This is a genomic window from Acinetobacter sp. BEC1-S18-ESBL-01 (assembly GCF_014169935.1).
In the GTDB taxonomy this organism is placed as follows: Bacteria; Pseudomonadota; Gammaproteobacteria; order Pseudomonadales; family Moraxellaceae; genus Acinetobacter; species Acinetobacter pittii.
This window is the reverse complement of sequence record NZ_AP022303.1, coordinates 42,364-57,093: the sequence shown is the minus strand read 5'-3', so window position 1 is coordinate 57,093 and position 14,730 is coordinate 42,364. Positions and strand designations below refer to the sequence as shown.

General features: G+C 39.5%; 15 protein-coding genes and 3 pseudogenes. 13 read left to right on the top strand and 5 right to left on the bottom strand.

Translation table 11 applies throughout. From position 1 onward, the window contains the following. Positions 1–22: 22 nt before the first annotated feature. Together H7R46_RS18980 and H7R46_RS18975 are read left to right on the top strand one after the other, a co-directional pair. The gene (locus H7R46_RS18980) at positions 23–700 is read left to right on the top strand and encodes a type 1 glutamine amidotransferase domain-containing protein (RefSeq protein WP_000697979.1); all 678 of its coding nucleotides are present in this window, start codon (positions 23–25) and stop codon (positions 698–700) included. A 203-nt stretch (positions 701–903) separates the two neighbouring features. Further along, on the top strand, positions 904–2,031 hold the full coding sequence (locus H7R46_RS18975; protein ID WP_000655283.1) for an alkene reductase: 1,128 nt from the start codon (positions 904–906) through the stop codon (positions 2,029–2,031). A gap of 83 nt (positions 2,032–2,114) precedes the next feature. Here the strand turns inward: H7R46_RS18975 and H7R46_RS18970 are convergent, their stop codons facing one another. Together H7R46_RS18970 and H7R46_RS18965 are read right to left on the bottom strand one after the other, a co-directional pair. Beyond that, positions 2,115–2,345 carry a hypothetical protein gene (locus H7R46_RS18970; RefSeq protein WP_001088959.1) on the bottom strand — a complete coding sequence of 77 codons (231 nt, stop codon included), beginning with the start codon at positions 2,343–2,345 and terminating at the stop codon, positions 2,115–2,117. A gap of 107 nt (positions 2,346–2,452) precedes the next feature. Further along, positions 2,453–3,058 carry a TetR/AcrR family transcriptional regulator gene (locus tag H7R46_RS18965; protein WP_000805351.1) on the bottom strand — a complete coding sequence of 202 codons (606 nt, stop codon included), beginning with the start codon at positions 3,056–3,058 and terminating at the stop codon, positions 2,453–2,455. Positions 3,059–3,203: 145 nt separating this feature from the next. Here H7R46_RS18965 and H7R46_RS18960 point away from each other — a divergent pair, with 145 nt between their 5' ends. Further along, positions 3,204–4,223 (top strand): NADP-dependent oxidoreductase, encoded by a 1,020-nt coding sequence (locus H7R46_RS18960; RefSeq protein WP_000859510.1) that lies wholly within the window; start codon positions 3,204–3,206, stop codon positions 4,221–4,223. 15 nt (positions 4,224–4,238) lie between these two features. Next, positions 4,239–4,877, top strand: a complete 639-nt coding sequence (locus tag H7R46_RS18955; RefSeq protein WP_000631290.1) for a glutathione S-transferase family protein — start codon at positions 4,239–4,241, stop codon at positions 4,875–4,877. Between the two features lie 414 nt (positions 4,878–5,291). Here H7R46_RS18955 and H7R46_RS18950 read toward each other — a convergent pair whose 3' ends face one another. Then, positions 5,292–5,723, bottom strand: a complete 432-nt coding sequence (locus H7R46_RS18950; protein WP_000684953.1) for a PPC domain-containing protein — start codon at positions 5,721–5,723, stop codon at positions 5,292–5,294. 299 nt (positions 5,724–6,022) lie between these two features. On the opposite strand from H7R46_RS18950, the gene H7R46_RS18945 reads away from it, so the two are divergent. After that, a complete protein-coding gene (locus tag H7R46_RS18945; RefSeq protein ID WP_000059636.1) occupies positions 6,023–7,222 on the top strand; it encodes a tyrosine-type recombinase/integrase in 1,200 nt (399 codons plus the stop codon). A 33-nt stretch (positions 7,223–7,255) separates the two neighbouring features. Next, positions 7,256–7,477 (top strand): annotated as a pseudogene (locus tag H7R46_RS19240) (antitoxin HicB). A gap of 276 nt (positions 7,478–7,753) precedes the next feature. Here H7R46_RS19240 and H7R46_RS18940 read toward each other — a convergent pair. Then, positions 7,754–8,005 (bottom strand): hypothetical protein, encoded by a 252-nt coding sequence (locus H7R46_RS18940; protein ID WP_000937271.1) that lies wholly within the window; start codon positions 8,003–8,005, stop codon positions 7,754–7,756. Between the two features lie 194 nt (positions 8,006–8,199). On the opposite strand from H7R46_RS18940, the gene H7R46_RS18935 reads away from it, so the two are divergent. Further along, positions 8,200–8,421 (top strand): helix-turn-helix domain-containing protein, encoded by a 222-nt coding sequence (locus H7R46_RS18935; protein ID WP_004658364.1) that lies wholly within the window; start codon positions 8,200–8,202, stop codon positions 8,419–8,421. A gap of 251 nt (positions 8,422–8,672) precedes the next feature. Further along, positions 8,673–9,326, top strand: a pseudogene (locus H7R46_RS18930) (IS5 family transposase). A gap of 246 nt (positions 9,327–9,572) precedes the next feature. Here H7R46_RS18930 and cadR read toward each other — a convergent pair. Beyond that, entirely contained in the window at positions 9,573–9,980 is a 408-nt protein-coding gene (cadR, locus tag H7R46_RS18925; RefSeq protein WP_001219642.1) for a Cd(II)/Pb(II)-responsive transcriptional regulator, read from the bottom strand. A 95-nt stretch (positions 9,981–10,075) separates the two neighbouring features. Here cadR and H7R46_RS18920 point away from each other — a divergent pair, with 95 nt between their 5' ends. From H7R46_RS18920 to H7R46_RS19465, 5 genes and pseudogenes are all read left to right on the top strand, one after another. Then, positions 10,076–10,972 (top strand): cation transporter, encoded by an 897-nt coding sequence (locus H7R46_RS18920; protein WP_009392494.1) that lies wholly within the window; start codon positions 10,076–10,078, stop codon positions 10,970–10,972. A gap of 57 nt (positions 10,973–11,029) precedes the next feature. Beyond that, positions 11,030–11,461, top strand: a complete 432-nt coding sequence (gene lspA / locus H7R46_RS18915; RefSeq protein ID WP_227556264.1) for a signal peptidase II — start codon at positions 11,030–11,032, stop codon at positions 11,459–11,461. 27 nt (positions 11,462–11,488) lie between these two features. Continuing rightward, complete coding sequence (locus H7R46_RS18910) at positions 11,489–12,421, top strand: IS5 family transposase (protein ID WP_182924264.1); 933 nt, start codon at positions 11,489–11,491, stop codon at positions 12,419–12,421. 199 nt (positions 12,422–12,620) lie between these two features. After that, on the top strand, positions 12,621–12,950 hold the full coding sequence (locus tag H7R46_RS18905) for a four-helix bundle copper-binding protein (protein ID WP_004827037.1): 330 nt from the start codon (positions 12,621–12,623) through the stop codon (positions 12,948–12,950). Positions 12,951–13,296: 346 nt separating this feature from the next. Beyond that, positions 13,297–14,713: pseudogene (locus H7R46_RS19465) on the top strand (HNH endonuclease); the annotation flags it as partial. Positions 14,714–14,730 lie beyond the last annotated feature (17 nt).

The window sequence follows — 14,730 nt, the reverse complement described above, 5'->3', positions numbered from 1 at the left end:
TGAAAAATATCGGAGAAATAACATGAAAATTTTAATCGTTTTAACCTCACATGATCAACTTGGCAATACTGGTAAGAAAACAGGTTTCTGGCTAGAAGAACTTGCTGCACCGTATTACACCTTTATTGACTCTGGTGCTGAAGTTACGCTGGCGTCGCCTCAAGGTGGGCAGCCACCACTAGATCCGAAAAGTAATTTGGCCGATGCGCAAACTGAAACCACTCATCGTTTTGAAGCTGATCCAACTGCAATGCAAGCATTGGCACAGACGCATAAACTTAGCGAAATTTCTGTAGCTGATTATGATGCAGTGTTTTATCCAGGCGGGCATGGCCCATTGTGGGATTTAGCAGAAGATCCGATTTCAATTTCTGTGATTGAACAGGCGATTCAGTCTGGCAAACCTGTTGCAGCAGTGTGTCATGCCCCGGGTGTTTTTCGACATGTGAAAGCGAGTAATGGAGCGCCTTTAGTTAGCGGTAAATTAGTGACTGGTTTCACCAATACTGAGGAGGCCGCTGTAGGTTTGACTGAAATTGTACCATTTTTAGTCGAAGACATGCTTAAAGAAAACGGTGGTCATTATTCTAAAGTGGATGATTGGCAAGTATATGTTCAAGTAGATGGCTTGCTGGTTACTGGACAAAATCCAGCATCTTCTGCTGCAACCGCTACAGCATTACTTCAATTGTTGAAATAAAGAGTAGCTAGTCTCTGTTGTGGTGCTTAGCAGTGAATAAACTTCTGACTCTGAGCAACTGGCGCAATAAGCAAAATAACCCTCACTTAATGGTGAAGGGCCTGAGTGAATAGCTTTCCTTCCTTTATTTTTCTATATACAGGAAGGAAGGTTATTTTTTTTAATTTAGATCAATTAAGCCATGATGACTTGGATTCAATGAAATGAAAGACAGCAAACTTTTTCAAAACTTAAGCTTAGGCCCTTATGTTTTGCAAAACCGTATTGTATTGCCACCATTAACGCGGTCGCGTAGTACTCAGCCAGGGAATATTCCAAATGAACTGATGGCAACCTATTATCAACAGCGTGCCGGGGCAGGATTTATGGTGACCGAAGGTACGCAAATCGAGCCACGTGGTCAAGGCTATGCTTGGACTCCCGGTATTTACAGCCCTGAACAGATTGCTGGATGGCGTAAAGTGACGGAAGCAGTGCATGCTAAAGGAGGCATTATTTTTGCACAACTTTGGCATGTTGGGCGTGTTTCACATACATCTTTGCAACCCGATCACGCATCACCGGTCGCGCCCTCGGCTATTAGGGCTGATAGTAATGTTAAAGTCTTTATTGAAACCGGGCCCAATGCAGGGGCCTTGGCTGATCCTTCAATGCCACGTGCTTTAAGCAATGCAGAAGTTAAAGAATTAGTGCAACTCTATGCTCAAGCAGCGCGTAATGCATTGGCTGCTGGTTTTGATGGGGTTGAAATTCATTGTGCAAATGGTTATTTGGTAAATCAATTTATCTCTGCACATAGTAACCACCGTGAAGATGAATATGGTGGATCACTAAACAATCGTTTGCGTTTTTTACGTGAAGTAGTACAGGCAGTTGCTGAGGTGGTTGGTGCAGATCGTTTAGGAGTGCGTTTTGCCCCGCTATTTGAAAGTACAGAGGAAGATCGTGTTTATATGGGGTTGGTTGAAGATGATCCACATGTGACTTATATTGAAGCCATAAAAATACTTGAAGAAGTTGGGATTGCCTATTTATCGATTGCAGAAGCTGATTGGGATCATGCACCAGAACTTCCTCATAATTTTCGTAAAGATGTCAGAGACACTTTCAGTGGTCGGATTATTTATGCAGGTCGATATACGGCAGAAAGAGGGACTCGAATTTTAAAGGCAGGGCTGGCCGATTTAATTGCATTTGGACGCCCATTTATTGCGAATCCAGATTTACCCGATCGCATCGCCAATGGCTGGCCATTGAATGCAGTAGATGCAAGCACTATGTATGGTGGGACGGAAAAAGGCTATATTGATTATCCAGCTTACGCAGATTAATATTGACTAAGTGAGTTATTTTGCCAACCTTTGTGGTTGGCAAAATAAGGACTTAGGATTGCTGTTGCCAGCATAAATTCTTATTAAAACAAATTCTTAAAAATTTTTAGCTGTGTAATGAGCCAACCTGCCAGTGGGAAAGAAATCAGTTGCGTTACTGGCACTAATACTATGACTTCAATCAACACCATCATCGGGAAACTTTGATGCTGAGTAATTGGCTTTAATAAAGTGAGTACCAGTAATAGTGTGGGATATAAGCCTAAATATCCGACTAAAATACGAGTCATGAGGGCTTTAGGAGAAGAATTCATTGTGCGCTATACTCATGGATTGTAAATTAATCTAATAGCAACACATTAATAACTAATCATTGGGCTGCTGTCATTAATTATGTAATTGATATTTAATCTAAATTTTATCAATCTTCACTTTTTAATAGAAATTTAGTTGCTCTCAGAGCTTGATGTAATGGTGTTTTATCTTTTTGCAACTTACTCAGTAATGCTGCACCTAACCACATTTGGTAAAGTACTTGTGCCAACGTCGAGGCCTCAGTATTTGCTTGAATAGACTGATCCTGTTTTCCCAAATCAATTAAACCAGCAATACGTTGGATTACATCATCCACGCCAGCGGACATAATGGAACGCATATCTTCAGATAGATCGGCAACTTCTGCGGCAAGTTTCACAATTAAACAGCTATTCGCCCAACCACAGTGTGTTTCAGGATCTTCTATCCATAAATTAAAATACTCAATCAGCTTTTGATAAGGGGATTTATCGCTACGCCATACATCATTTAAACGGACTTGGTAATTATCCACATAATGCTGTACCAATTCACATCCGAAAGCTTCCTTGGATTGGAAATAATGATAAAACGAGCCTTTGGGGATCTCACAGCTCTGTAAAATTTCCTGTAATCCTACGCCAGTAAAACCTTTATGCAAAATCAGGTCTGAACTGGTGTTAAGAATGTGTAAGCGCTTCGCTTCAGACTTTTTAATAGGAGTAGGCTTCATATTAATTATTTACTCTATTGTAAAAAAAATAGACCAGTCGTATTGTTTTTTATTATAACTCATCTACAATGGATGTAAAGAAATTTTAATCATAATTTTTGATTATGAAGAGAAATACTTTTAAATAAAACATGGAGTTATATGTGTGAAAACAGTTATTAATCAACGCATCGTTTTAGCTAAACGGCCAGTGGGTGAGCCAAAACACAGCGATTTTCGTATTGAGCAAGTTGAGCTCAATGAACTTAAACAAGGCGAGATATTGTTAAAAACCATTTACTTGTCACTCGATCCTTATATGCGTGGTCGCATGAGTGATGCTCCCTCATATGCAGCACCGGTTGAAATTGGCGAAGTGATGGTCGGTGGAACAGTCAGTCAAGTGATGGCCTCTAAAAACCCAAAATTCAAAGAAGGCGAGTGGGTTCTTTCTGGAAATGGTTGGCAGGGCTACGCAATTTCTGATGGGACTGCATGTCAAAGCTTAGGTATGCAACCCGAACATCCATCTTGGGCATTGGGTATTTTGGGGATGCCTGGCTTTACTGCTTATATGGGGTTGTTGGACATTGGTCAGCCTAAAGCCGGTGAAACTTTAGTCGTTGCAGCTGCAACGGGACCTGTTGGTGCTACAGTTGGACAAATTGGCAAACTTAAAGGTTGTCGCGTGGTTGGCGTCGCAGGTGGGGCTGAAAAATGCCATTATGCAGTACAAGAACTCGGCTTCGATGCTTGTATCAATTATCATGATGAAAATTTTGCAGAACAATTACAACAAGCAGTTCCCAACGGTATTGATATTTATTATGAGAATGTAGGGGGTAAAGTGTTTGATGCGGTATGGCCATTGCTTAACTCTGCGGCACGTGTACCGGTGTGTGGTGTGGTTTCGCAGTATAACGCTACCGAGCAAGCACAAGGGCCAGACCGTTTACCTGGCTTTATTTCCACTCTTTTAAGAAAGCGTATTCGCATGCAAGGCTTTATTATTTTTGATGATTATGGCAATCAGTATCCGGAATTCAATCAGCAAATGTCTGAATGGTTGAAAGACAGAAAAATCAAATATAAAGAGCATATGGTGCAAGGTTTAGATAACACGATCAATGCTTTCAATGGTATGTTAAAAGGCAAAAACTTTGGCAAAGTGGTTGTAAAAATTTAAAAAAATAGGAATATTATGATTACACTACATCATTTAGATCAATCACGTTCTTTTCGCATTTTGTGGTTACTTGAAGAAATCAAGCAGCCCTATGAGCTGAAAAGCTATTATCGTGACTCAAGCACGCATTTGGCCCCTGAATCTTTAAAAAACATCCATCCTTTAGGGAAATCTCCAGTATTGGAATGGGATGGCAAAGTTATTGCAGAGTCAGGCGCAATCGTTGAGTTATTAATTCAGAAACTTGCGCCGCATTTAGCACCAGATATGGATGAACCTACCTATGTCGATTATCTACAGTGGATTCATTTCTCAGAAAGCTCTGCCATGCTGCCATTTTTATTAAAAACGTTTAATGCGATTGAAACCAAGCAGGGTACGAAGTTGGTATTTCTAGAAAATTATACTCAAGTTGAGTTCGATAAAGTATTCGGCCATTTAAATGAATATTTAAAAGATAAAGAATTTCTAGTGGCAGACCGTTTAACCGGTGCTGACTTTATGATGGGCTTTGGACTACATGCTTTAGTTTATCATATGGGACAAGGTGAAAATTATCCCCATATCCAACGTTATGTAGCAGGTTTAAGCCAACTACCTAGCTGGCAAGCCGCAGTACAAATTGAACAAAATGGTGTGAAAAGTCAAAAATAGCAAGATTGATTTTTTAAAGGCAATTTAGAAAAAGAATCGTGATTGTCAAGTACATCTAGTTATAAAATAAGCTGACACTTATTTAAATTAAACGCCTAATGAATTTCATCGGGCGTTCTCTATTTTAAAGATAAGGAATTACCATTATTTAAGACAAGTTTCGCCTATTCTTCCCATCAAATTCCTATCAAAAGAGTTTGAATATCACGACGGTTACGTTGAAAGATATAATCAACTTCTGAAAGAAAGAAACGTGACTAACGCACAGCAAGATTAAATTATTCCTCGGGGTATTAAACAAGTAAACTACATCATTTTACTAACATAAACGCATATACGTAAAAATCACGCCCCGTTTAACTGGCAATAGTTTTTGAACCCTTGTATAAAAGTTTAAACGAATCTAGCAAGTCTTTATTTAATGTTAATACTCATCCAGTATTGAGGTTTTTTATCTTTTCTTGCCTGTGATCTAGGTTGTAATACTCTAATTTCATACTCACCTGAAGCAGGTAAAATATAAATACCATTATCATCAAGCTTTGGAGAATATTCTCCAAGATTGATGGAGTCTTTTAATTGATTACCCCATAAGTAAGTTTCAACATTTCCTCCAGTCAACCTCACTTTTAACTTTTGCCCTTTTTTAGCATAAAATTTGTAGGAATCATACTTGTATCCATCTATCCTTCCGTAATAATTTGCAGAGTAAGCTTTTTTAGCAAACTTAACTACAACAGTCTTTCGTATATCATTGTTATCATTTGCAAGTGCGGCAGGGCTAAGCATAGTTAAAGTTAGGGTCATAAAAGCACCAGCTAGTAATTTCGTATTCGCTATTTTCATAAGGTTACCTTAATTCTTGTATCGCCCCTGACATAGTAACATAAGTAATAAGTAACCATGAATCATGGAACAGAACTGTGAATAGTCATAACATAGAGTTGCACTTCAAATGTTAATTTAAGACTTGCGAAATCAATGGTTAATTAATTGGTCACTAAGGAATAGCCAATCTATATATAAACTTTATTTAACAAATACTTATAAAAATATATGATGCGTATCATACGCATCATATATAAAGCGTTCTATTTTGATATAATTGATCCAATCAACCCCTTATTAGGTTTCATTTAAATTCCATGAGTCTTACTGATATTAAAGTTCGCCAAGCTCATTGCAAGGAAAAAACCTGTTTTTTATCCGATGAAGATGGGCTTAGCCTGAAGATTGAGCCGAGTGGAAGAAAATCTTGGTGCTATCGCTATACAGATCCACAAACTAAAAAACGTCGACGCATTCAGTTAGGTCTTTATCCTGATTTATCGCTGAAAAAGGCACGACAAGTCAGAGATGACTTTAAAGACAATAATTTCTGTTTTGAACATGATACTGCCTCTAATCTTATCACCTTTGGTAAGGTCGGGGAGGAGTGGTTACAGTTCAAACTGAAGAATGCCTTCAACGATCTACCCCGCTGTGGTGTACTACAGTTAGCAGAAAGATGCTTACAGCAAGATATTTATCCAGACCTTCAGGATTTACCTTTTCAAAACATCAAGCGCTATGACCTGGTTTCAGTAATCAAAAAAATAGAGGGACGCCAAGTAAAAGAACCTGTCAAAAAAGCTTGTAGTTATTTGAACCAAATTTATGACTACGCTGTAGCGATGGGTTATTGTGAGTTCAACATCGCTCATGGTTTAAATAAAATCACCATTAACAGCAAAATCAAGAAAAATTATCCGTATTTGAAAGCGGAGGAAATATCTGATTTTAAGAATAAATTACAAAAATTGGATGCCCATCCCATTATTAAAAAAGCACTGATGTTCAAATTACATACTGGCGTGAGAGGGGCCGAATTGTTATTGGCTGAGCCTCATCATTTTGATTTAAATGAAAAAATCTGGAAAATACCTGCCTTGCATATTAAACAGTTTCGACGAAAAGTCATATTAGGCCATGAGATTCCAGATTTTTTAGTTCCACTTTCAAATCAGGCTTTAGAGATTTTGAAAGACGTCATGCAGTGGTCATACGGTGAAAAATACCTTTTTGCTAGCCCTCGCAAACACAATCAACCGATTCATTTTAATACTCTAAATATGGCCATACGTAAGATGGGGTATGGCAAACATCAACTATCTTCTCATGGATTACGTTCTACTTTTAGTACCATTTTGAATGACTCAGGTTTGTTCCAAGATAATTGGATTGAGGCACAACTTTCACATATTGATAAGAACCGTACCCGTGCCAGCTATAATCACGCTGACTATTTAGCTCAACGGACTGAAATGATGCAGTGGTGGGGTGATTATTTAAGTACTAGTAAGTGAAAATCGTACTTTTATACATAAACTTAAAACATGATGGGGTGTCAAATGGATAGTAAACAATATACTTACCGTGTTAAATGGTCAGCTGAAGATAATGGGTATGTTGGGTTGTGTGCTGAGTTTCCATCATTGTCTTAGCATGATGCGGATCAGTCTAAAGCATTCTCAGGAATAGAGGAGCTCGTTGCTGATGTTGTCGCTGATATGATTAGCAATAATGAAAAAGTTCCTACACCACTCTCCGGAAAAATATAGTAGGCAATTTATTGTCCTTGTTCTCAGTGGTTCAACAAAAACTAGCCCTCGAAGCTGCAGAACGTAGTGTGGGCATGAATCGTTTAGTATCAGTAAAAAGAGCTATGTAATTTTAGTCTTTACTAAGGTCTAGTAGGAGTGAGTGATAAAGCAGGAACAAGAATTTATGCTTCATATACTCTGTAAATCGTATGAATTTGAATTAATAGGTATTTTAAAAGAAAGTTTTCTTTGATTTAGTGTTTTTATATAAAAAAAATAATTTTTAAAAATAACTTAGGCTAATTGATAAACACTATCTGGAAAGATTAAAAGAAAATATTTTTTAATTTCTGCTAATTCATTTAAGGCAGGTTCTCTTTCTAGCAGTTGAAATGTCCAAATAAGTACAGCCTGATGATTATCATAGCAAGTATTTACTCCAAGAAAATTAGCCAATCCATAACTTCTATTGATGTTCATTTCTTTAATTAATTGATTTCCTAAGTCACGAGCTTGCTGGCTGATTAATAACTCATTTGGTAACACGGCGGTCATCTCCACAAAAAAATCTAATGCAGGTTCAATCCTTATATTTAAAAAGTTATAATTTAATTGAAATGGATAAAATATACTTTCTATAAGTTGTAATAACCTGCTGTAGGTTAATTTTAGCAAAGTATTACTCAGGCAACAACTTCAAATAACCCACAGCAAGTTATTTTTTGTAAATTAATTTAAATATGATTACTTGTAAGTTATCTAGCCTCATGGGCGATAGAAAAATTTTAAAATTAAGTGAAGTGGTGCATGCAACAGGTATCAATCGCAACACGCTCACAAGTATGTATTATGACCGTGCTGTACGTATTGAATTACCAGTCGCCGATAAGTTGTGTAAGTACTTTAACTGTACGATGAATGATTTGTTTGAGTTTAAGGAAGAAGTTGAAGAAAAAGATTAACTTAATACTTCGTTTGATAAGTTTTTCGAAGAAAAAGACTAGCCAATACTTAGTTTGATAAGTTTTTCTCTGCAGATCTAATATTGAATTTTATAAAATATCATTACAAACAGATACTAATTTCATTACTTCTAAAATGAAATCAATCGAATGGTAGAGTTTTTTTGCTATTTGCATTTTAAGGTGGGATTTTGAGGCCTTGTTGCGCAAACCTACCGATAAGGTCTTATACAGCAATAGCCTACACCTAAATTTATCGTACACCGAATTGGTCATCCTACAATCATGCTTTGATCAATCATGGTAATTTTACAATTTGGTTTGATACTAAGATTCAATGATATTCGCAGTCACAAGGAAAACATGGTCGAAATCAAACTTATTCTGACATAGCCATTCAGTGCTATCTCATGATTAAATCCTTATTTCGTCTTTCTGTATGCATGGTGACTGGCTTTGTCCAAAGCTTGATTAAACTTTGCGGATTAGATTGGACAGCTCTGGATTATTCAACCATTCGCAGAAGACAAAAGCATATTGATATTCAAATTAGCTATGAAAAGAGTTGCAATGGACTGCATCTACTCGTTGATTCCACGGATTTGAAGTTCTTAGGTGAAGGTGAATGGAAACGTAAAAAGCATTAGCCGAAATATCGTCGCCAATGGCGTAAACTTCATATTGGTATAGATACTAAAACCCTGCTAGGTAGAACACTATGGAAAAAATGGTCAGGCTATCATCGCCGAAGTTTGGTCGAAACAAAGATGCACTGCATCAAATTATTAGGCGATAAATTAATGGCAAGAAGCTTTCCTAGTCAGATGAGTGAAATTCATGCTCGCGTAGCAGTCCTCAACAGATTTATGGAATTAGGCCGACCTAATACCCGAGTTGTAACTTAAATTTGAGTTGCTTAGGAAAACTCAATCTTTAAAGGCTTTATGCAACAAAGAACTTCGAAATTGATTTATGGATTATGAGCACCCTAAGGGCTTATAATTCAAAATATTTTCAATTATGGGGTGGTGAATTTTGGATAAGGTGAAAGCAAAAAAAAATAGGGTAAGCGGATTAAATGGTTGATCTTACCTTTGCATGAGAGTGAGGCAAACCGGCATCTCATCGGATTATCTGGTTGGCACTCCAACCTACTGCTGATGCATGCTTCCCTCGCTAATTCCAGCAAGAACCCCACACGCCTTAACTTCCCGGTCATCGTTGCAACGCGCTCTTAGTGAAACGAGTTGTTTCTCAAGCGCCTGTAGAGCGGTTATCTGCGAGCGCACATGAGAGATGTGATCATCGAGCAAGGCATTGACAGCGGTACAGGACTGATGAGGGTCGTCCTGATAGCGCTTTAGTTCGTGAATTTCTGCCAGTGACAGATCCAGGATGCGGCAGCGACGAATAAAGGCCAGCCGCTCAACGTGTTTCTCGGTATAGACACGGTAACCGTTCTCCTGCCGACCAGGCGGCGGCAACAAGCCCTGCCGTTCGTAGAAGCGGATCGTCTGTGTATCTACCCCTACTGACTGTGCCAACTGACCAATACGCATCGGGTTCCTCCGCAACGGATTCTCTACGCTATTGACATTATAGCTACTATATAGTTTTAAATGAAAACCCGATCACATTCAAGTGGAGTCATATCATGAGTAAAAACTGCGGAGGCCCCTGTGGCGACCATGCAAGGCCTGCGTCGGATACCGATATGCAGGCCTCCTCCGATGCGTCGGGGGAATGGGTCAGTGTTTATGCCGTGCCGAAGATGGACTGTCCATCAGAAGAGCGCATGATTCGCCTGGCCCTGAACGGCGTTGAGGGGATTCGGGCACTGTCCTTCGACTTGTCGAACCGCCGGTTGAAGGTCGTGCATGACGGTGAGGTCGAGCCCGTCACCTCGAAACTGAAGACCTTGGGGCTAGGCGCCTCGCTTCAGGAAACCGTCGCTGCAAATCCGGAGACCATCAAGGCCGCCGAGTTTTCGGCAGCTTCTGCTAAGCAAGAATCCGGGACCCTGCGCTGGTTGCTCGGCATCAATGCACTTCTGTTCGTGGTGGAAATGACTGCCGGTCTGATCGCCCGGTCCACTGGCCTGATTGGAGAATCCCTGGACAATTTTGCCGATGCGGCGGTGTACGGGCTTGCCCTTTATGCGGTTGGACATAGCGTGAAAATGCAGGTACGTGCCGCGCATCTTGCTGGTGTACTGCAACTGATCTTGGCTGTGGGCGTACTCATAGAGGTGGTGAGACGCTTTGTATTCGGTAGTGAGCCTGAATCGCTGGTGATGATGGCTATCGCATTCGTCGCATTGATTGCCAATACCAGTTGTCTGCTGCTCATATCCAAACATCGGGAGGGCGGGGCGCACATGAAGGCAAGCTGGATATTCTCGGCCAACGACGTGGTGATCAACCTGGGGGTCATCACCGCCGGCGCTCTGGTCGCGTGGACCGGGTCCAATTATCCGGATCTGATTATCGGCACCATCGCGGGGGTAATTGTACTTAACGGTGCTAGACGCATTCTGGCGCTCAAGGATTAAGCAATGTCCATTTTTGGCAAACATCTGTCACCGTACGCTCTGTTGTCCATATCGGGCCTGCTGGCAGCGTCTGATCAGGCCATAAAATGGCTGGTGCAACAATCAATGGCATATGGCGAGTCTATTTCAGTGACCTCATTCTTTAACTGGGTACACGTATGGAATACCGGTGCCGCATTCAGTCTTTTTGCGAATGGTGGAGGCTGGCAGCGCTACTTTTTTATCGGAATCGCGGTAGTGGTCTCGATTTTTCTGATCAAGCTGATCCTTGAAAATCGTCATAAAGGAGAAGCCATCGCTTACAGTCTTATCCTCGGTGGCGCCATGGGCAACCTGATTGACCGGGTCTTTCGCGGCTATGTTGTGGATTCCTTTGATTTCTATTGGCGAGACTGGCATTGGCCGGCCTTCAACCTGGCTGATATTGCAATTGTCCTCGGTGCCTTACTTTTAGTTTCCAGCGGCTTTGTTGCACAAACCTATCTGTAAAGGCTTTTTCAGCGATATAATTTTCAAATGAAGAAGCCTACACACAAAATCTACCGCACAACCAATTGGCCCGCATATAACCGAGCACTCATTAATCGCGGAAATATTGCCCTTTGGTTTGATCCTGCTACGCAATGGTATGCTCCATCAAAAGGCAAACAAGGGCGAAATCAAACCTACTCCGACGCAGCCATCCAATGCTGCTTAATGATTAAATCCTTATTCCGTCTATCTTTACATATGGTCACTGGCTTTGTGCAAAGTCTGATTAAACTTTGCGGATTAAATTGGACCGCACCAGATTACAGTACGCTTTGTAGAAGACAAAAGCATATTGATATTGCAATCAGCTACCAAAAAAGTAGCGATGGGCTGCATCTACTCGTAGACTCTACAGGGATGAAGTTTCTAGGTGAGGGCGAATGGAAACGCAAGAAACATGGAGCTGAATATCGTCGCCAATGGCGTAAACTACATATTGGTATAGATGCCAAAACCCTACAAATACGCGCTATTCAGCTCACAACCAATAATGTCTGTGATTCACAGGTGCTTGGTGATTTACTTAATCAGATTCCACAAGATGAGCAGATTGACTCTGTTTATACCGATGGAGCTTATGACACCAAGCAATGCCGTCAGGTCATTGCAGATCGGCAAGCACATGCGGTGATTCCACCTAGAAAAAATGCGAAACCATGGAAAGATACAAAGAGTAGCTCGCTAGAGCGAAATGAATTACTTCGAACAATTAAACGTTTAGGTAGGACACTATGGAAAAAATGGTCAGGCTATCATCGCCGAAGTTTGGTTGAGACTAAAATGCACTGCATCAAATTATTAAGAGATAAACTCAGTGCAAGGAGCTTTGATAGCCAAGTCAATGAGGTTCATGCACGTGTAGCAGTCCTCAACAGATTTACGGAATTAGGTCGACCACTTACCCAAGTTACGCCTTAAATTTGGCTCAATTAGGGGCGCTTTGCCTTTCAAATCTTTGTGCAACAAAGCCATTTGGAATATAAATAAGATTTAGTTAAAATTAACATTATTCATATAAATTAACATTATGTATTACATTTACTAATAATTTAAAATAATTAGTAGAAAAAAATTATGTTTTAATTATTTCTTTGATTATATAAGTTGAGAGTAAAAAATGATTAATACGGAATTTTCAAAGTGTATTTCTGCATGTACAAACTGTTCACTTATTTGTACTGAATGTGCAACTTCTTGTTTAAAAGAAAAAGATTTAGAGATGATGCGTGAATGTATTCAACGTTGTCTAGAATGTGCAGATATTTGTCAGTTATGTGTGCGTATGCAACAACATAACTCACCTTTCCTCAAAGAGATTTGTGAGCTTTGTGCTAAGATCTGTGAATATTGTGCGGAAGAGTGTGAAAAACATTCACATGATTATTGTAAAAAATGTGCTGAGGCTTGCCGTCAGTGTGCAGAAGAATGTCGAAAAATTGCCATGTAAAATACTTCAATAATGTTAATTATATGGCTCTAGACTAACATAATCATTCTACTAGTCTAGAGCCTTTCCTAAAATTAACATAATACACCTTATACGAAATTCTTATATTTTTTTCTTTATTTTTCAATGGTATAATACAATCTTTAAAGCCCCTTTTCTCCAATCGGGGCTTTTTTATGATTTATTACGTTCTCTAATCCCCCCATTTCTCTTAGGTCTCTTTTGTTAGCGCTGACTGGATATTGACGGTCATTTAATTCACAGCTTTAACCAAATCGAACTATATACATTTTCAAATTTCGTACTTGAGCGAAAGTAGGAAAGTGTTGCCTGGAGAGAATAAGAAATGGGTTCTACACGACTATTGACCAATATTATTCAGCGTAAAGTCATGTTGCCAGAAGAAATGTCACCTTCAATGCAGCGTGACAATTTTGAAGTGACACTGACTGATTTTGAAAAGCATCCAATCATCAAATGTTTATTTAAGGCGGATAACCAGCGTTCTACGGAATGTTGGAGCGTGCAAGAAATTGCAAACTTTATTGAGGATTGCACAGAAGATCAAAACATCAATTTATGCATTTTGTATTGGAAAGATATACACAGCAATATTTACATTATTGATGGAGCACATCGTCTTTCCTGTATCTATGCGTGGATCAATAGATATTTTGCGGATGAGCAAGTCCCTCAAGCACCTAATTTCAATGATCAACAAAAACAAGATATTCGTTACCTCCGCAATTATTTAGGAGATCTTGCTGATTTTCAAAAAATTTGTACTGATGCCGAATTTGCAGAAAAAAAAATCGAAATTAGGCGATATTAAAATCAGTTTCCGGCAGGTACTGGGGACTCCGGAAGATGCGCGACGGGTATTTCAATCTATTAACTCAGATACTAAACGTTTAGATAAATATGAGGAATATCACCTAAGAAATCGCGGTAGTGACGCGTATTATGCGATCTATGCCTGTTGTTATATCAATGACAATAAATCTAACCTAGAAGAGCTCCAATATACACGTTTAAATGAGTTGATTGAGTTAGGGGAGAGGATCCACCAGTTACTTTTTTCGACCATTTTATTAGACAATGAAATGAGTCATGGCAAAAAAATTGGCCTGGTCAATGAGCTGATGAATATCATTGCGGGTGATCAGATTCATAATATTATGAGTCTGAATCAGGGGGAGCGCGTTGAAAACCTAATGTCGCATCTGTTGACCATTCTTTGCAGAATAGCGACGCCTGTAAAAAATGCTGGGGTTCCGAGTTTGGGCTTACATCCATACTTATATTTTTATAAGGATCAGAGTTTTCAGATTACTTCTTTTCTTGCATGGTTTTCAATTGTGTATGAAATTCATGAAAGCCGCATGCAGATTCATCATCGAAAGATTAGTTTCAAGGACTTCACCCGGGTACGCCGTAGTATTGAGTTCTTGATCGCCAATTTCCCCGTGGCGACCACCGAAACGGTCGGCAAGTTCGGCAGTGGTATCAAGGGCTATGATCGGCTACAAATTGTCTATAAAGCCTTTATTTGCTTAAGCTTGGAAATGGAGGTTGATTTTGATGATGAGGAATGCCTGAATACCTTTATTCTGTCCATGTCTAAGGCCTTCAAGTACATAAACTTTAACGAGTTTTATGTCGAAAGATTTTTGGGTGGTTATGATGATGCAGTCGTCAAGCATGTGGTGGGATATGTGGAGTCGATTAGTCCAATTTCTCGGTCAAAGCCCAAGGCCTTTTCGGGGTCGTCTCAGGAAAC